This window comes from Eubacterium sp. MSJ-13, assembly GCF_018918235.1.
Lineage (GTDB): Bacteria > Bacillota > Clostridia > Lachnospirales > Lachnospiraceae > Butyribacter.
Genome location: NZ_JAHLQE010000038.1, coordinates 1 through 15,815 on the forward strand (window position 1 = coordinate 1; position 15,815 = coordinate 15,815).

At 32.8% G+C, this 15,815-nt stretch carries 25 protein-coding genes and 1 pseudogene; 11 read left to right on the top strand and 15 right to left on the bottom strand.

The features are described 5' to 3' along the window. From KQI69_RS02385 to KQI69_RS02425, 10 genes and pseudogenes are all read right to left on the bottom strand, one after another. On the bottom strand, positions 1-279 hold a 279-nt coding region (locus KQI69_RS02385; protein WP_216563686.1), incomplete at its 3' end, for a hypothetical protein. Next, the gene (locus KQI69_RS02390) at positions 257-769 is read right to left on the bottom strand and encodes a major capsid protein (RefSeq protein WP_256442215.1); all 513 of its coding nucleotides are present in this window, start codon (positions 767-769) and stop codon (positions 257-259) included. The genes KQI69_RS02385 and KQI69_RS02390, both read right to left, overlap by 23 nt. Continuing rightward, positions 758-1,036 (bottom strand): annotated as a pseudogene (locus KQI69_RS10555) (phage portal protein); the annotation flags it as partial. The gene KQI69_RS02390 and the pseudogene KQI69_RS10555, both read right to left, overlap by 12 nt. A 155-nt stretch (positions 1,037-1,191) precedes the next feature. Next, complete coding sequence (locus KQI69_RS02395) at positions 1,192-1,755, bottom strand: site-specific integrase (protein WP_216563688.1); 564 nt, start codon at positions 1,753-1,755, stop codon at positions 1,192-1,194. Between the two features lie 167 nt (positions 1,756-1,922). Then, the gene (locus KQI69_RS02400) at positions 1,923-2,357 is read right to left on the bottom strand and encodes a type II toxin-antitoxin system HicB family antitoxin (RefSeq protein ID WP_216563689.1); all 435 of its coding nucleotides are present in this window, start codon (positions 2,355-2,357) and stop codon (positions 1,923-1,925) included. A gap of 57 nt (positions 2,358-2,414) precedes the next feature. After that, positions 2,415-2,585 carry a type II toxin-antitoxin system HicA family toxin gene (locus KQI69_RS02405; RefSeq protein ID WP_216563690.1) on the bottom strand — a complete coding sequence of 57 codons (171 nt, stop codon included), beginning with the start codon at positions 2,583-2,585 and terminating at the stop codon, positions 2,415-2,417. Positions 2,586-2,786: 201 nt separating this feature from the next. After that, positions 2,787-2,939: a hypothetical protein gene (locus tag KQI69_RS02410; RefSeq protein ID WP_216563691.1), complete on the bottom strand. Its 153-nt coding sequence runs from the start codon at positions 2,937-2,939 to the stop codon at positions 2,787-2,789. A gap of 283 nt (positions 2,940-3,222) precedes the next feature. Beyond that, positions 3,223-4,020, bottom strand: coding sequence for a ParA family protein (locus KQI69_RS02415; protein ID WP_216563692.1), 798 nt, complete (start codon positions 4,018-4,020; stop codon positions 3,223-3,225). 303 nt (positions 4,021-4,323) lie between these two features. Further along, complete coding sequence (locus KQI69_RS02420) at positions 4,324-4,524, bottom strand: hypothetical protein (protein WP_216563693.1); 201 nt, start codon at positions 4,522-4,524, stop codon at positions 4,324-4,326. 97 nt (positions 4,525-4,621) lie between these two features. Beyond that, positions 4,622-5,098, bottom strand: a complete 477-nt coding sequence (locus tag KQI69_RS02425; RefSeq protein WP_216563694.1) for a hypothetical protein — start codon at positions 5,096-5,098, stop codon at positions 4,622-4,624. Between the two features lie 99 nt (positions 5,099-5,197). Here KQI69_RS02425 and KQI69_RS02430 point away from each other — a divergent pair, with 99 nt between their 5' ends. Beyond that, positions 5,198-5,401, top strand: a complete 204-nt coding sequence (locus KQI69_RS02430; RefSeq protein ID WP_216563695.1) for a hypothetical protein — start codon at positions 5,198-5,200, stop codon at positions 5,399-5,401. Here the strand turns inward: KQI69_RS02430 and KQI69_RS02435 are convergent. Together KQI69_RS02435 and KQI69_RS02440 are read right to left on the bottom strand one after the other, a co-directional pair. Then, positions 5,373-5,921: a hypothetical protein gene (locus KQI69_RS02435; protein ID WP_216563696.1), complete on the bottom strand. Its 549-nt coding sequence runs from the start codon at positions 5,919-5,921 to the stop codon at positions 5,373-5,375. The two genes, KQI69_RS02430 and KQI69_RS02435, sit on opposite strands and share 29 nt — an antisense overlap. Before the next feature lie 71 nt (positions 5,922-5,992). Further along, positions 5,993-6,199 (bottom strand): hypothetical protein, encoded by a 207-nt coding sequence (locus tag KQI69_RS02440; RefSeq protein WP_216563697.1) that lies wholly within the window; start codon positions 6,197-6,199, stop codon positions 5,993-5,995. 209 nt (positions 6,200-6,408) lie between these two features. Here KQI69_RS02440 and KQI69_RS02445 point away from each other — a divergent pair, with 209 nt between their 5' ends. From KQI69_RS02445 to KQI69_RS02475, 7 genes are all read left to right on the top strand, one after another. Further along, positions 6,409-6,921: a DUF4373 domain-containing protein gene (locus tag KQI69_RS02445; protein ID WP_216563698.1), complete on the top strand. Its 513-nt coding sequence runs from the start codon at positions 6,409-6,411 to the stop codon at positions 6,919-6,921. Beyond that, positions 6,884-7,285: a helix-turn-helix domain-containing protein gene (locus tag KQI69_RS10350; RefSeq protein ID WP_253288962.1), complete on the top strand. Its 402-nt coding sequence runs from the start codon at positions 6,884-6,886 to the stop codon at positions 7,283-7,285. The genes KQI69_RS02445 and KQI69_RS10350 overlap by 38 nt, the downstream gene beginning before the upstream one ends. 45 nt (positions 7,286-7,330) lie before the next feature. Next, positions 7,331-7,942 carry an SWIM zinc finger family protein gene (locus KQI69_RS02455; RefSeq protein WP_216563699.1) on the top strand — a complete coding sequence of 204 codons (612 nt, stop codon included), beginning with the start codon at positions 7,331-7,333 and terminating at the stop codon, positions 7,940-7,942. Between the two features lie 48 nt (positions 7,943-7,990). Then, positions 7,991-9,595 carry a GIY-YIG nuclease family protein gene (locus tag KQI69_RS02460; RefSeq protein ID WP_216563700.1) on the top strand — a complete coding sequence of 535 codons (1,605 nt, stop codon included), beginning with the start codon at positions 7,991-7,993 and terminating at the stop codon, positions 9,593-9,595. 204 nt (positions 9,596-9,799) lie between these two features. Then, the gene (locus KQI69_RS02465) at positions 9,800-10,039 is read left to right on the top strand and encodes a type II toxin-antitoxin system RelE/ParE family toxin (RefSeq protein WP_253288963.1); all 240 of its coding nucleotides are present in this window, start codon (positions 9,800-9,802) and stop codon (positions 10,037-10,039) included. Positions 10,040-10,050: 11 nt separating this feature from the next. Further along, complete coding sequence (locus tag KQI69_RS02470; RefSeq protein WP_216563701.1) at positions 10,051-10,284, top strand: hypothetical protein; 234 nt, start codon at positions 10,051-10,053, stop codon at positions 10,282-10,284. Between the two features lie 108 nt (positions 10,285-10,392). After that, the gene (locus KQI69_RS02475) at positions 10,393-10,677 is read left to right on the top strand and encodes a DUF2442 domain-containing protein (RefSeq protein ID WP_216563702.1); all 285 of its coding nucleotides are present in this window, start codon (positions 10,393-10,395) and stop codon (positions 10,675-10,677) included. A 143-nt stretch (positions 10,678-10,820) separates the two neighbouring features. Here the strand turns inward: KQI69_RS02475 and KQI69_RS02480 are convergent, their stop codons facing one another. Beyond that, positions 10,821-10,982 carry a hypothetical protein gene (locus tag KQI69_RS02480; protein ID WP_216563703.1) on the bottom strand — a complete coding sequence of 54 codons (162 nt, stop codon included), beginning with the start codon at positions 10,980-10,982 and terminating at the stop codon, positions 10,821-10,823. Positions 10,983-11,112: 130 nt separating this feature from the next. Here KQI69_RS02480 and KQI69_RS02485 point away from each other — a divergent pair, with 130 nt between their 5' ends. From KQI69_RS02485 to KQI69_RS02495, 3 genes are all read left to right on the top strand, one after another. Next, the gene (locus tag KQI69_RS02485; RefSeq protein ID WP_216563704.1) at positions 11,113-12,948 is read left to right on the top strand and encodes an NACHT domain-containing NTPase; all 1,836 of its coding nucleotides are present in this window, start codon (positions 11,113-11,115) and stop codon (positions 12,946-12,948) included. Positions 12,949-13,247: 299 nt separating this feature from the next. Next, complete coding sequence (locus KQI69_RS02490) at positions 13,248-13,487, top strand: hypothetical protein (protein WP_216563705.1); 240 nt, start codon at positions 13,248-13,250, stop codon at positions 13,485-13,487. A gap of 227 nt (positions 13,488-13,714) precedes the next feature. After that, positions 13,715-15,205 (top strand): recombinase family protein, encoded by a 1,491-nt coding sequence (locus KQI69_RS02495; protein ID WP_216563706.1) that lies wholly within the window; start codon positions 13,715-13,717, stop codon positions 15,203-15,205. A gap of 146 nt (positions 15,206-15,351) precedes the next feature. Here the strand turns inward: KQI69_RS02495 and KQI69_RS02500 are convergent, their stop codons facing one another. Then, the gene (locus tag KQI69_RS02500; protein WP_216563707.1) at positions 15,352-15,591 is read right to left on the bottom strand and encodes a DUF1653 domain-containing protein; all 240 of its coding nucleotides are present in this window, start codon (positions 15,589-15,591) and stop codon (positions 15,352-15,354) included. Further along, positions 15,560-15,815, bottom strand: a 256-nt coding sequence (locus KQI69_RS02505) for a hypothetical protein (RefSeq protein ID WP_216563708.1), incomplete at its 5' end; no start/stop codon positions are given. The genes KQI69_RS02500 and KQI69_RS02505, both read right to left, overlap by 32 nt.

Consider the following 15,815-nt stretch of genomic DNA (forward strand, 5'->3'; position numbering starts at 1 on the left):
AAAATAATTTTTAGTAATAAAAAAAGGCTTATATCTTCTATTTAATGTTTTCGTCCCAACATATATGTCTCCTTCAGTTATATTTGGATAACTTTTTAAATTTCCTTGCATTGTACTAAGATTTATCTCAAAGCAATATATTGTTCCATTCACAGGCACTTTGTAATCTGCATAGTAGCCAAACACAACAGAAAAAATATTATCGTTCATTGCAGCGGCATATCCTTGTGTTCCTATCGAATCACTTGCAAGTTCCTTAACGAAGATATTTAAGGTCATAATTTTCACCCCTTGCAGCATCTTCCGCTGTAGCATAGTGTTTCATCATAACCTGCCCTGTCAAAAGAAGTTCTGCACACATCTGCTCATGTCTTCTGAGGATAGCCTTACGATTATCATCAATACACTCTGATTCAATTTCATTTTCACGCTGTTCAGGACTTCTGCCAGACTCCGGAGACTCTCCAAAAGCTTTTTTCTCCAATTCCTTTGCAGTAATCACACATTTTGGTGCAATATACGGTGCATCCACGATATCCGTTCTGTAGCCATCTTTTTCCATAACTATTCCATTTATAAGCGGAATAACAAAAGGCGCAATCTTTCGTCCTTTTTTCTTGAACTCGATAAGCGCCTTTTCTGAATAATAAACAGGTCCATCCGGAAAGTATCTGTCTTTTAAAAACTGAATTACCGGATACATCTTCTGAACTGTTTTTACAAGTTTATATGTTTCTCTACCCCACGCTGCCTGTGTGTTGTGTATCATCACAACAGCCGCATCAGACATTGAATTTATGACTGCTGCCATTATTTCAGCTTCTGTATATCTCGTAAGTTGTTTAATCGTAGAAACAACAGGTGCTAAAAAAGGAACGCCTCTGTATTGGTCAGCACGTTCCCCATTGAACACATGTAATATATTTGGATTTCCTGTTTTGTCCCCACGTTTTGCAACTCTCGTCCATTTTGTTTCTGCAGAGTTATACTCACCCGGAAACTGTGATGATATATGATAAGCTACAACCTTGCCGTTTTCATCAAGCTCAAACTTCTCTTAAACTGTATTCTTTCATTAAAGTGCATAAAAAAATATTAACTAAAGTTTACATAGTCACAATATGACAACTAACACATGAAAAAATAAATCTTATGCCAATTTTTTAGATTCAACATAAATAAAAAAGAGCCTTATGCTCTCCCCCTCTTTCTAAACGATAAACCTTTTATTGCTTTGTCCTTGTTATCCTGATTGATACCAATATATCTCAATGTTACACTTATGTCTGCATGATTTAAAATCTCTTTTATTGTTACTGCATCGTGCGTCTGCTGATACATATGATACCCAAATGTTTTTCTGAGTGTATGTGTTCCCACCTTATCAATGTTGAACTTCCTGCCTGCTGCCGACAGTATTTTGTATGCCTGCTGTCTGCTTATTGCTTTATTACCACTCCTGCATGCTTTAAAGAGATATTCATAATCTTTCTTGTCAGATATATAATCTTCAATAATCGGTTTTAGTTCGGCATTAAGCGGAAATCTTTTTTCTTTCCCTGTCTTTTTTTCTCTAAGATAAATCGCATCTTTTCCTTTAACATCACGCACCCGAAATTTTAGTATATCAGATATCCTAAGTCCTGTATAAATTCCAAACATGAACATTACATAATCTCTTTCATTCTTGCTTCTCAAATAATCCGCGATATCCATGACCGTATTTATATCACGAATTGGTTCAACCGTATTCACTCCTATCACCTCCTTGAACTTAGGCACAAAAAAGGAGAAAACTATTGCTTTCTCCTTTGATTCCTATTTTTGCGATATTAGCATTATATCACTTTTTTGCTGTCCCTGCCTCCCAACTTTTTAAAATTTATTTTGTCGGAATCCGACAGGAAACTTGTTTTATTTTATTATCTTGATACCCCCAATCTTGCCATCAATGCCTCCTGCAACACCTTAGAAACATTGATATGTGATTTTTCTGCTTCCTGATTTAACCAGTTTGGTAATGTTACATTCCTACGAACCATTTTATTATCTAACATTCTTCTATATACCGATAAATCAACATCAACCAAAGACACAATACCTGTTCCATCTTCAAAAAATGTTCCCTTAGATACATCTATATCTTTTATTTCAGATGGATGCACCACTTCTTTACCATCATCTTCCGCTTCTATACAGCTTAATCCGATAGCGTCCCTTGCCATTGTAATCGCATCTGCTATGCTTCCCTTTGGTCTACCTTCCTCATTCGCTTCTGTCAAAATACCTAAATCTGGTATTTCAATCAAAATATTTGTATCAACATCTGTAAAAATAACCGGATATGTCACCTTCATACAATCACCCTCCAAATATCAAATGCATATATAACAATATATTGAGCCAGGGGATTTTTATAATCCCCATTTTCTCAATATTGCTTTCGCCAGTTTTTCATTTATTTCTCGATGTCTCGGAATTTTTTCTTCGTCATCACCTCTTTTATAGATATCATGATTTCCACCATGTCTGACAAATTCAAATCCCGCACTTTCGAGCTTTTTTACAAGTTCTCTTTGCTTCATTTTGTACCCTCCTTATGTATATATAATACACATTTTTTACACATCTGTCAATAGTTTAATACGCATTATTTACACATTATTCATTATAAAAAGACGATCTTTCGACCGCCCTTTTATTCTTTCTACTGTAAATACATTCACTACAGTAATCTTTGTTACAAGGATGTAAAATAAGCTCCCCCATGTTTGCACCTTATTACTTTAATTTAATATATCTTTTTCAAAATCTTTATCAACACAATGTTCCTTACACATTCCTCTTTCATCTTCCGATTTTTCATCTAAATTACAGCTTTCTATATAAGCACAAGTTAGGCATTGATAAAATCTTTCAGTATCACTTGCTCTCTCCACCTTTACCACCTGCCTTTATCAGCTCAATTGTATCTGCCAAATTTTCTATTATATAACCGTACTTAAAATGATCTCTATCTTTAAGTTCATACAATCTTTGATCCGATCAACTGACATCCGTCCGAATAATCGGCACCTTCCCTTAATCACAGCACATATACTCCCCCTGATTTCTCAGATAAAAGCATACACACTAAAAAATAAAAATATTTATATTAACCCATATATTTTCCCCAGGTAGTTGAAGTAAAATATACAAGCTAAGTACAAAAATAATAATAAACTATGAGGTCCACTTGCCTCTATGATGTTTCTCAACCGTCCTATATTTTCTAGGCAGTTCTGAATAAAAACTTTCTTCCTTGAGTTTGTCCAGTATTCTGAAAAACTCACTTCTTTTTCTGTAAAATGTGCTTTCGCTACAGTTTACAGTTTCAACACCGCACAACTCTCTAAAGCTCATTCCCGGTGTTGTACAATATCTTAATAATGCAGCCGCAAGTTTATCATCAGTAAGCATTGCAGCCTTTTCAACAAGCTCTATCCCGTTATTAAGCATTGTAAGTTTAATTGCAAGACTTTCAACAGATACATCACTTCCCTGTTCCTCAAATCCACCGATTTTATGTGGACTGAGCACAAGATTAGAAGCACATATAGCATTTAAAACCGTAATATCAAGCTGCAAACCGCAGTCAATAATACAGTAATCATATTCATTTTCAATCTCAGATAATGCCCTTTTCAAAACATCAATCTGACTATGTTCCCTCTCCACCTGCAAGCGACCATTTACAACCTGTAAGCCTGTAGATGACGGAACAATATCCACACCATAGTCCGTAGTTACAATGTGTTTTTTGATATCCGGCGTATCGCCTTTTAGTGCATATGACATAATATCTGCAATACCATCATCTGACGGCTCAACACCATATGTCATAGTTGCATTAGCCTGACAATCCGCATCAATCAAAAGCACTCTCTTTTCTTTTTCTGCCTGTAATAAATAAGCAAGGGTTGTCGTGGTGGTGGTCTTGCCAATACCACCCTTCAACCCGGCAATACAAATTGTCTTCATAATGTTGTTCCTCCTGAATATTATTTTTTGTGTTTCTCAATCGTGTGGTATGGTGCCTCAGTTTTCACATTGGAACTACCACACTTGCTGCATTTTTCATTTACTCTTCTTGTACTCCATACTTTTCTGCCACAATCGTGACAAATCATTACAAAGAATGGATCACCTGATTTGTATTGTGTTTGTTTTTTATGCAAAGATTCTCCTTATCATGTATTTTTGTTGTCCTCATATCATAGGGACGGGCAAGCCCGCCCCATGCAGGAGAAACAACAGCCCGTCATGCCGATAGCACAGCAAGTATTATTTCTGTGAAACAGCTTCGACAGTTTCATCCTGTTCTCTTGTATATCCAAGCTGTGCCATGTAACTGTCAGCAAACCTTGTAAAGACTTGTTTTCTTATGTACTGCTTCTGTTCCTCTGACAGATCATTAAAATCTACATACCCGCCATCTTTAGTTGGTACGAGTATCTTATGCGTTATCTTTTTCTTTTCTGCCATAATTTTCTCCTTTTCTGCTTTTGTTTTATTTTATGTTCAGATTTTGACCTTAATGTCTTGTCGGAATCCGACAAGTAATATGTATATTGGCTTGCAATCATTTCAAAAATTTTTCTGAATTATTACTGTAATTTATTTTTACTTTTTTTAAATCTTTGTCATAATTAACTACAATCTGAAAAGATGTATTTGTATGTATCGAAGTTATAAGATTGCTCAATGCAAATCTAAGTGCATATGCATCTTCCGGCTTTTTCAATACAGCAAACATTCTGCCAATCGTTTCAGCTCTTTGTATCTCATCTTCTTTAGTGCATGGCTCATTTATACCTGCAATATATTCAATTAAAGTTTCCTTATCTTCCTTTGAAAAATTATCTTCACACTCTGGCAGTGCAACATCATACCTGCTTGGTGTTCCCAAAACTTCCTTAGCGTCACAACTATTAAGGAAGTTCTGGGAACTTTCCATGAATATAAGTTGAACTCTATCAAGTATGCTTTTTGACTGTTCAACAGTCAGTCCATCCTGTGTAAGAATCTGCATAATATTATTAACCGCTTTTTCTTCCAACTGTTCTCACCTCACTTCTTGATTTTTGCACTTCATCCCCCTATACTCTTGATACAGGCTATTGCAGTAGCCAAGTATTAAAAGAAAGGAGAACTTTATATGTTTAATGACTTTTCACCACCAAATATTGTCACCAAAGCAAAAATTGGTGATTTTACTCTACATTGTGTCGCTTATAGAAAACTCACAAAATCTGAACTTAAACACTGTGCTTATAAATGGCTTAAACAAAATCATCGTTGTTCTTTTCCTAAAACTGGTTCAGGCAAAATCATTACAATCTACGGACATGATATTGAATAATCGAAGCCAAAATAAGTGCATTTGTTTTATCCAATTTTAAAACTGCCCCTTCAATATCAGGCATAATTGTTATTATCTGACTGTCATTATCAGGAATAATAAAATAATTCTGAGTTTCCAGCGGTGCAGGTTCTTCTTGCACCGCCTTTTCTATAGATTTCACTTCATCATCGCTAATGGCATCAAAATAATTCTCAGACTCTCTCACACCAATATGTCTTTTTAATTCTTCCGTTGTTCTCACTTCCTTAATCTCTTCCTCCGGACATTCTTCCATCAGCTCTCTGACCTTATCATCATCCAATGAATCAAGAAGCTCATTCGCTTCTTCAAACTTTCCATCAATAATCATCTTCTCAGCAAGTTTCTCAACGGCAGTTCTATGTTCAAGTTCTGTCTGTAAAGCTTTTATGTTTTCTATTTTCTTATCCATGTCACCCATATCCTGCTCTATGTTGCCAATATAGCTTTCTATAATCTCAACATTTTTATGTGACAAGATTTCTTTTAATTTATCCATCACTCTCACCTCGCTTTAAATATTGTTCAAACCAATAATAACTTGTCAGTCAGTGTCTTTTAAAGACACCCTTAGTTAAAAAAAATAAAGTCTATTTGCTCTGCACAAAGATTATATTTATTTTTTATAAGTTTTATTTCGTTCTGTGTAAACTCTGCCCCATTAGTTTCATTAAGCTTTGCGGAAAATGTTGTACGCGCAATATTTAAATATTTTGCCAATTTACCACCAGTATCACCATAGAATTGCATTATTGACAAAAGAGCATTTTTGTTCATTAGTTTTCCTCCTTCGTGTCTTTTAAAGACACTTAAAGAATATCACTCCTTATTCATTATGTCAATATATTTTTTTGATTTTTAAGACACTTTTTCCGGTATTTCTTGCAACCAAATAAAATATATAGTAAAATTAAATTATTTAAGAATTCAAAACAATGTAAGTTTTAAAACATAAATTTTATTATATGGTTATGGAGGATAAATTTATGAATAACAAAGAAGGTTTAGATTGTTTTCCAACAAAATGCACTGCCGATAAAGCAATCAATCTTGTTATGCTGGAATGTGGTTTGAAATCACATGCCATTATATATTCAATACTCAAAAAAATTTACGGCGAACATGGATATTACTGTGAGTGGAATAAAGATATGGCTTTATTAATTTCATTAGAAACATTTGACAGAAGTAACAAAGCTATAAATCGTGCAATGGAAATAGTAAATTGTTGTGCAAAACATGGTGTCTTCTCATTAGAGCAACTTAAACAAAATAAAATTTTAACTTCTAAAGAGATTCAAGAAAACTTTTTTCTTGCAACCAAAAGAAGAACATCTGTAAAAGTTAAACAAGATTACCTTTTAGTCAGTGCCGATCTTTTACCAGATAATGTAATAATTTTAGATAAAAATATAATTAATATAGAAGCAGCCGAACAACAAAGAAAAAGGGGGCTTAACAATGAAAGAATCAAAGGACATTATGGCTATAAGAATTAAAGCTCTAAGAAAGCAAAAAAATCTTTCACAAGAACAACTTGCTGATTTACTAGGTTTACAAAAATCTGCTATTGCAAAATATGAAAACGGTAGAGTTATCAATATTAAACGTTCAACAATAGCCCAAATGGCTAAAATATTTAATTGCAGTCCTTCTTATATCATGGGTTGGAACGAAAATAAAACTAATGATCAAAACCAATCTTACTACTTCAACCCTGAGACAAGTAAGATTGCTCAAGAAATATATGATAACAAAGAACTCTCTCTTTTATTTGATGCTGCAAGGGATGCTGAACCTGAGGATTTACAGACTGTACACAGCATGTTAATGGCATTGAAGAGGAAAGAGAAGGGCGAATAAGATAAAACAATATCAAACAAATTACTTATCAAAGGAGAAGCTGCTATGGATAATGAAGAAAAAATTTACGGAAGATGTCATATTCTTTCTGACTGGACAGATTGGGACTATTCAATACATTGTGATCAACCGCAAATAGAAAGACAAGGTAGAGCTTTTACATATCCTTTTACAATTAAAGTGAACCCAAAAAAGAAAACCGCCACCTGTTCAAGTACATCTGATATGCCTTATTACACTACAACACTTTCAACTTGCAACTGCCATGATTTTCAGGAACGAAAATTGCCCTGTAAACATATGTATAGATTAGCGGCTGAATTAGGTATCATTGAAATAATAAACCGCCACTCTACGCGTGATTATAATAAAGAAAAAGAAAAACTTGCTCGTATAAAAGCTTCTGATGACATAAACAATGAACCCGACCAGTTAAAACGCCAAAAAAGTGCATTATCTTCTAAATGCACACCAACTGAAGTAGATTATGTAAACAAAATGGGAATCTTTAAAGGCTCAGGGAAAAAACCTTACAACACAACTTTAAACACTTGTACATGTCGTGATTATTTTGTAAGAAGATTGCCTTGCAAACATATGTATAGATTAGCAATGGAGTTAGGATTATTTGAAGGAGATTTTAAATCAAATATATAATAAATAATATCTTTGTCTGAATCCAACAAATCAAAAAAGGAGAATTATATGGAAAACCAAAAAGAATTTATCAAGAAAATACTTATTGTAAGTGCTATTGCCTGCCTTGCATCAATATTTTGGCAACTTATTATTCCACTTATTGTTGCAGCCGGACTTATAGGATATCAGTTCTACCTGCTTAACAAAAAAGAAGCTGAAATAAAACAGATTATAGAAAATCATAAATATCAGATCAAAGAACTTGAGGACAAAGTCAAAGAACTCGATACTACGGAACGCCTTGAGGAAATTTCAATACTTGAAAACAGGCTTGAAAAACTTAAAGCTGATATAAACGACAGGCAGAAAAAGTTGCAGGAAGTTACTAACGAATATCAGAATCTTAATCACACAATAAATATTCAAAAAGCTGCTGCTGATTCTGAGATAAATCTTGAATTAACAAAGCAGAAAGAGCTTATTAAAAAAGAAGCAAAGAAAGTTTCAAAATTCAGAGAACTTTACAAGAGTATCAAATACTCCATTAATAATTTCTTTGAATATGATCCTTCTTCCGAACTACTTACTTTTAAACAGGAAGATCTTAATCTTGTTGATGCCTATGCTCCATCAGTATTTTTACATTTACAATACATGAACTCAAAGGAGCTTCGCAAAGCATATCGTGAAAACGATAAACAGATAACAAAACTGATGGAACAATATTCTTCAAGATATACTACAAAATCAAACAAAGCAATGTATTCACTCATGGTTATAGCATTGCGTTCGGAACTTCAAAATATTTTATCTGATCTGAAATACGGCACTATTGACAAAGCCACCGATAAAATAAAAGAAGTCACTATGAAATATCTTGAAATTGCCGGTAATGGTAACCAACAGATATACGGTACTCTTACAAAATTTATAGGACAGCTTGAATATCTTTTTATAAATGCCGCAAAAATTGAATACAACTATTATGTAAAAAAAGAAAAAGAGAAGCAGGAACAACTTGCATTAAAAGAAAAGATGCGTCAGGAAGCAGCCGAACTCAAAGCATTGGAAGCTGAAAAGAAAAAGATTGCAAAAGAGGAAGATAAATACAAAGCTGAAATTGACAAAGTAAAAGAACAGCTTAAAAGTGCAGCTCAAGAAGAAATGGATGCTCTTAACAAGCGAATACTTGAATTACAGAATCAATTATCTGATGTTGTATTAAAGAAAGAAGAAATATCCAACCTGCAGAACGGTAAAGCCGGAACTGTCTACATAATAAGCAACCTTGGCTCATTCGGTGAAGATGTATTTAAGGTCGGAATGACACGCCGTCTTGAACCACAAGACAGAGTAAACGAACTTGGAAGTGCAAGTGTTCCATTTAAGTTCGATGTACACAGTTTCATATTCTCAGAGGATGCCGTAGCACTTGAAAGTAAATTGCATCAAATGCTAACAGACAAGCGTGTAAATAAAGTTAATCTACGCAAAGAATTTTTCAAAATATCAATAGATGAACTTGAAAAGCTTGTGGAAGAAATAGATCCAACCGCTGAATTTAATAAAACAATGCTTGCCAGCGAATATCGTGCATCACTTGAAACCGATGGTAACTACTCCGATGATAGTTATTCTGATGATGAAGATGATAATGAAGATTACGAATAATTTTCTGTCGGAATCCGACACACAGTAAGATTGCTCAAGAAATATACGATAACAAAGAACTCTCTCTTTTATTTGATGCCGCAAGGGATGCTGAGCCTGAGGATTTACAGACGGTACACAGCATGTTAATGGCATTAAAGAGGAAAGAGAAGGGGGAATGAGATATAGATAATTCCAGCAAAAATTAGGGAGGTGATTTGTATTTTGGAAATTTACTATTCTAAACAGGCACTTAAATTCTTAAAAAAAGTTGATACTATAACACGAAAAAGAATAGTAACTGCTATAAAAAAAATACCCTATGGTGATATCAAAAAAATGCAAGGATATACAAAAGATATATACCGTTTGCGTGTAGGCGATTATCGAATTATATTTAATAAGCAAGGGCAAGTATGCTATATAGAAAAAATTGATAATCGTGGTCAAGTATATAAAAAATAGGAGGGAAATATATGGATGCTATAAAAGAAAGAATTGTCGGTGCTGTTTCCATCATGGACGAAGATGCAGCCAAAGAAGTGTGGAACTTTATAATAGATTATATTCCCAAACACACTTGGTCTGATATTAAAGAAGTTGAACCTGATGATTGGGACAAATCAATGATAAAAGAGATTGAAACAGACCCGGATTGTAAAGAATTTGTTTCAGAAGCTGATGCATTAAAAGAATTAGGACTTGAATAATTTTCATACTTTTCACGACCTTACTTTATAAGCCAGGTGCTGTGAAAAGTATAAATTTTGTAGAACTTCCACCATTGGAATAATTTTAATTTTATGGAGGTGATATTTATGTTTTATCGTGTAAAAACTGTTACTCCTAAAGATAACTTTATTCTATCTGTACTATTTACAGATGGCGTAAAAACTGAATATGACATAAAACCACTTTTTGACAAGTGGGAAGTGTTTAATGACTTGAAAACTATCCCCGGATTATATCAGCAGGTTAAAGTCGATGCTGGGGGTTTTGGAATAAGCTGGAATGACAATATTGACCTGGCAAGCGAAGAACTGCGCTTGAATGGTGCTGTTGTATATACAGAATTAAACATTAATAAGTCAAAAGTCATATAAATGAAATCTGAGGACGGAACAGGCAGCCGTCACGCCCTTGTGGTCTTAAAGAGATGTGGGATTGTCACCCCACCTATTTCATTTAATAATTAAGGCAGATGTCTATATAGCATCTGCCTTTTTGCATTTTTGTATATTGTTCCTTATTTCTTTTTCTTCTTATTCTTTTTAGCTTTTTTCTTCTTTAACTTTCTAACAAGATATTTTTTAATTGACTTATATATGTCATTAAAAATGTATTTCAATAATGACATAACTATTCTCAATGTTATGTATTCAATCGTTTTTATAAATACAGCCTGCATATGATCACCTCCTTTACCTTATTATGTAAGATTTAAAAATCAAAAAATCACTTTTTAATTAGAAGATGCTGTCATTAGAAAAAATAATGTGATATATTTATATTACAGTTTAACAATCTTGGAGGAATGTATGATGAACAATATAGATAATGAAGAATTAATGACTAATGTAGCTATCACTGTTACAGAAACAGCGTTAAAAAATGCATGGTCTGGTATTAAAAAATTTTTTAATGATTTAAGTGTAAAAGATGATATAAGATACAGAACAGCATATGAAAGATATTTAACAAATACCAAAAGCAAAAATAGCAAAATAAAAACTATTATATACAGAAGCATCCCAAAGGACATATACTCATTTTACATATGTATAGGTGTTCTTTTTAATGGCAAAACTATAGATACAGGAAATATTAATAATTTATTAGCTCTCGGAAATAAATTTATAATAACAGGAACAGGCGGTATAGGAAAATCAATATTATTTAAGCATTTATTTTTAAATACCATAGAAGAAACAACTTTTATTCCAGTGTTGCTCGAATTAAGAAGTTTTAATATATATGATTTAAAGGATATTTCAATATATGAAGCTATATATAAATCATTGTACGATAATGGGTTTGAACTAAGTGAAGAATATTTTGAATATAGTATGAAAGAAGGTGCATATATAATTTTTTTTGATGGATATGATGAGGTTAATAGAGATAAAACTGATAAAATCACATCTGAGATTAAAGCATTGTGTGAAAAATATAATGATAATAAGTATTTTATGTCATCAAGACCATCAGATGAATTTATAGGTTGGAATGACTTTAACGAACTCAAATCGCTTAAATTAAACAAAGAACAGGCTCTAAATTTAATCAAAAAAATTGAATTTGATGAATCCGTAAAGGATATATTCTATAAGGAATTATCTAATAGTTTATACGATAAGTATATTTCTTTTGCATCAAATCCTTTACTATTAAATATTATGTTACTTACATTTCAAAAACATGCCTCTATTCCTGAAAAGTTAAATGATTTTTACGATGAGGCTTTTGTGACATTATTTAATGTTCATGATGCAACAAAGGATTCATATGTAAGAGATATAAGAACAGGTTTAGGATGTGAAGATTTTAAGTTGATTTTTTCATATATTTGTTTTAAATCATATTTTAAATCTGAATTTCAATTTTCTGAATCAAAAATAAGAGAATATATACAAAACGCAAAGAACAAATTTGATAAATTTAATTTTAGAATAGAGGATTACCTAGATGATCTGACACAATCAGTATGTATGTTAGTTAAAGAAGGTTTTGAATATAGATTTTCACACAGATCATTTCAAGAATATTTTGCTGCATGGTACACATGTAAATTAGTTGACGATACCCAGGCAAAATTATTGCATAGGTGGATAGAAGAATCATCTTCTGTATTATATGATTCATATTTTACCATGTTATATGATTTACAAAGCGAGAAAGTAAATAAAATAATAATATGTCCTATTCTTGAAGATGTAAAAAAATTATATATGGAATATGGATACTCTTTACAATTTTTACAGAAACTTTTTAGTGGTGTCAAGTTAAGAAAAGGAACTTCACACGAAAACTATTCTCTTTCATTAACAATAAAAGATAAATATCTGTGTCGTGCACTTATGTTAAATAATAAATTAAATAATTATCCTTATGGTACTACAAAAGATGATAAAGCTTATGATTTTTTTTGCAAATGTGAAAATTATTTAAATAAAGAAAAAAATGAAAATTATAGCAGGCATATTATTGAATTAGAATTTGATAAAGTATTATGTATTATTTCAGAAGACGAACTGCTAGACAATTTAAGTTGGATAAAAAATCAGATTGAATTTGCTATAGAAGTATTAGAAAAAAATAATACAGGTAATATTGGCAGAAAAAGAAAAGTTGCAAGTATATTAGAAGAACTTTAATCTCTTATAGAACATTGTATTTCCTATAATATTGGAAATACTAGCCTTGTCGGATTCCGACAGATATTAAATTCCCCATTTCTTTGTAGAGGTTATTTTTGTATTTTTGTATATTGCAAATGATTTTTGCATATGATAAATGTCTGCAGACAAAGAGAAATTATTGTTCCATAGTGAACACAAACAAAACCCCCGAAAGTGTCGCATACTCTCGGGGGTTTTCTATTCCTTATCAAAAACTAATGTTCGATATATATTGTAAAACTTTGCCATCTATATTATAATATATTTAAAAAGAAATGGAGGCGACATACCTGGAAGACGATTATAATATAAATGTACAGATCTTAGACTTCGGAAATTCTATTCCGGCAGTTGTAACTATAAATGATGATGGCAGCTTCAGCATATTTCTAAATGCAAGACTCACCTATGAAAAAAGATTGGAAGCATACTGGCACGAGATACGCCATATACAAAGTCAAGACTTTTACAGTGAAATGAGCGTTGATGAGCTGGAAACTGTTAATGAACATTGAAAGAAATTTTCCAACCATTTTTGTGAACTCACGAAAGTGATAACCTTGTCGGATTCCGACAAGCAAACATACAAAAAATGACCGCCCACAAAGGACGGTCAAAAATCTTATGCTTTACCCACAAAAGAATATGGCTAAAAGCTAAAGATAACGCATATTTATTTTAGCATAAGCCTTTTCTTTTGTATAGGCTTATTTTTATACCAAATTTTAAGGAGGAAGAAACCATGTCTGAAAAATTAAAAGAAGTCTGTGCATACATCCGAGTTTCAACTGACAAACAGGAAGAACTTTCTCCGGAAAGTCAGATCAGGCTCATTAAGGATTATGCAGAGCAACACAATATGTTATTGACACGAATTTATCAAGAAGATAAAGGCATCTCCGGAAAAAAAGCAGATAAACGCCCAGCTTTTCAGGAGATGATTGCGACCTGCAAAGACAAATCACATCCTTACGATGCTATCCTTCTCTGGAAGTTTTCTCGTTTTGCCAGGAATATTGATGAGAGCACTTATTATAAATCAGTGCTTAGAAAAAAATGTAATGTTGATGTTATAAGCATATCTGAACCTATCACTGAGGGAATGTACGGCCGCCTTATTGAAATGGTCATTGAATGGAGTGACGAATTTTATCTGTATAATCTTTCAAGTGAAGTTATGCGTGGAATGACACAAAAAGCCTTAAAAGGCGGATACAATGCAAACACACCAATCGGTTACATTAAAGAGCGTGGCAAAATCCCGCAGATTGAACCTAAGGGAGCCGAAATTGTCAGAAAGATTTTTGATATGTACACTGAGCAAAACATCCCGATGTGTGACATAGCAGTAAGACTCAACAAAGCTGGTTACAGAACCACAAGAGGATCGCTTTTTGAAACTCGTACGATCGGGTATATTCTTGAAAACCCCTTTTACATTGGGAAAATTCGATGGAATTATTTTGATAGACAGCACAATAAAAGAAAAGATTCTGCGGATGTTATTATTTCTGACGGTAAACATGAAGCTATCATATCTGATGAACAATTCTCAAAAGCAGCAAACCGCAGAACACATGACCGACTCCGCACTGGTTATAATAAAAAACGGCGTCCTGCCCCGCTTCTTGCTAACTGGCTGTCTGGAATGATTAAATGTTCTAAGTGCGGAGCTTCGCTCGGTTTTGCACATGGTATTAAAACAGCTCCAAGTTTTTGTTGTTGGAAATACGCAAAGGGACTTTGCTCTACACGAAATGGCATCACATTAAAAAAGGCTGAAGAAGAGGTGCTTACAATCCTCGAAGAACTATCTGAGGCAGGATTTTATTATGACTACGATCTAAATGTCATCAACACCGAAAATACGGAACGTAAATATATCTTAAAAGAGCTTAAATCGCTTGATACAAAAATGAAGCGTATCAAAGATGCATATATAAATGAGGTAGATACTTTAGAAGAATACAAAGCAAATAAAGAACTTATAAATAAAAGACGTGAGGAACTTAACGAAAAACTTGAAGCTGCCTCTGTAACTGTTCATCCTGCATCAGTTCACAGAGCTGTTGACTTTCAAGCATTGATTGATATTATAAAAGATGAAAATTCAAATGATATTGAGAAGCATAATGCGTTGCTGGAAGTTGTAGACCACTTTGTCTGGGATAAAGAAACGCAGGAAATGACTGTTGTTTTGAACAGTGATATATCCCTTGCATATTGCAAATAGATTTTGCATATGATATAATGTCGTCAGACACATAATATGTTCCATTTTGAACAAAACAAAACCCCTGAAAGTGGACCAAACTTTCGGGGGATTTTCTATTCTTATTTTTACTTTATAAAAGTATTTGAATTGCAGCAATATTATTTTTAATCATTAGTATTTTCAATTTCTTCAAATCTATATTTTTGTGTGACTTCAGGATATTTTTCTTTATCAACCTCTGACACAAACATATCATATGGTCTTATATATGTTTGAAAATCACCATATAGTGACATATATACTACATATTTTTCTCCACTCTCTGAATGTATTGCTGTTCCAAACACCTTATATTTTTTCCCTTTAAAATGCCTATATATCTTCCCTGGAACTATCTCTCTCATCATTATTCCTTTCCAACATCTTAATTATTTCTGAAATAAACAATCCAAAAGCAATTACAACACATATAATAAAAATAACGCCACTTATAATAAGAGTACCTTTTATTCTTTCTGGTGTAACTGTTCCTTTGTACATACCAATTATATCAGTAATTTGATTCGTCAATAAACCAACAAAAAATGCCATTATAATTCCTATTAAAGTTAAACTTTTATATTCTTTT

Excerpts from the sequence above, each read along its gene's own strand:
- KQI69_RS02480 (WP_216563703.1), bottom strand. The coding sequence starts at position 10,982 with ATGCAGGCTGTATTTATAAAAACGATTGAATACATAACATTGAGAATA.
- KQI69_RS02485 (WP_216563704.1), top strand. The coding sequence starts at position 11,113 with ATGATGAACAATATAGATAATGAAGAATTAATGACTAATGTAGCTATC.
- KQI69_RS02460 (WP_216563700.1), top strand. The coding sequence starts at position 7,991 with ATGGAAAACCAAAAAGAATTTATCAAGAAAATACTTATTGTAAGTGCT.
- KQI69_RS02445 (WP_216563698.1), top strand. The coding sequence starts at position 6,409 with ATGAATAACAAAGAAGGTTTAGATTGTTTTCCAACAAAATGCACTGCC.
- KQI69_RS02390 (WP_256442215.1), bottom strand. The coding sequence starts at position 769 with ATGATACACAACACACAGGCAGCGTGGGGTAGAGAAACATATAAACTT.
- KQI69_RS02405 (WP_216563690.1), bottom strand. The coding sequence starts at position 2,585 with ATGAAGCAAAGAGAACTTGTAAAAAAGCTCGAAAGTGCGGGATTTGAA.
- KQI69_RS02455 (WP_216563699.1), top strand. The coding sequence starts at position 7,331 with ATGGATAATGAAGAAAAAATTTACGGAAGATGTCATATTCTTTCTGAC.
- KQI69_RS02430 (WP_216563695.1), top strand. The coding sequence starts at position 5,198 with ATGTTTAATGACTTTTCACCACCAAATATTGTCACCAAAGCAAAAATT.
- KQI69_RS02500 (WP_216563707.1), bottom strand. The coding sequence starts at position 15,591 with ATGAGAGAGATAGTTCCAGGGAAGATATATAGGCATTTTAAAGGGAAA.
- KQI69_RS02495 (WP_216563706.1), top strand. The coding sequence starts at position 13,715 with ATGTCTGAAAAATTAAAAGAAGTCTGTGCATACATCCGAGTTTCAACT.
- KQI69_RS10350 (WP_253288962.1), top strand. The coding sequence starts at position 6,884 with ATGAAAGAATCAAAGGACATTATGGCTATAAGAATTAAAGCTCTAAGA.
- KQI69_RS02470 (WP_216563701.1), top strand. The coding sequence starts at position 10,051 with ATGGATGCTATAAAAGAAAGAATTGTCGGTGCTGTTTCCATCATGGAC.
- KQI69_RS02420 (WP_216563693.1), bottom strand. The coding sequence starts at position 4,524 with ATGGCAGAAAAGAAAAAGATAACGCATAAGATACTCGTACCAACTAAA.
- KQI69_RS02490 (WP_216563705.1), top strand. The coding sequence starts at position 13,248 with ATGGAGGCGACATACCTGGAAGACGATTATAATATAAATGTACAGATC.
- KQI69_RS02475 (WP_216563702.1), top strand. The coding sequence starts at position 10,393 with ATGTTTTATCGTGTAAAAACTGTTACTCCTAAAGATAACTTTATTCTA.
- KQI69_RS02400 (WP_216563689.1), bottom strand. The coding sequence starts at position 2,357 with ATGAAGGTGACATATCCGGTTATTTTTACAGATGTTGATACAAATATT.
- KQI69_RS02415 (WP_216563692.1), bottom strand. The coding sequence starts at position 4,020 with ATGAAGACAATTTGTATTGCCGGGTTGAAGGGTGGTATTGGCAAGACC.
- KQI69_RS02440 (WP_216563697.1), bottom strand. The coding sequence starts at position 6,199 with ATGAACAAAAATGCTCTTTTGTCAATAATGCAATTCTATGGTGATACT.
- KQI69_RS02435 (WP_216563696.1), bottom strand. The coding sequence starts at position 5,921 with ATGGATAAATTAAAAGAAATCTTGTCACATAAAAATGTTGAGATTATA.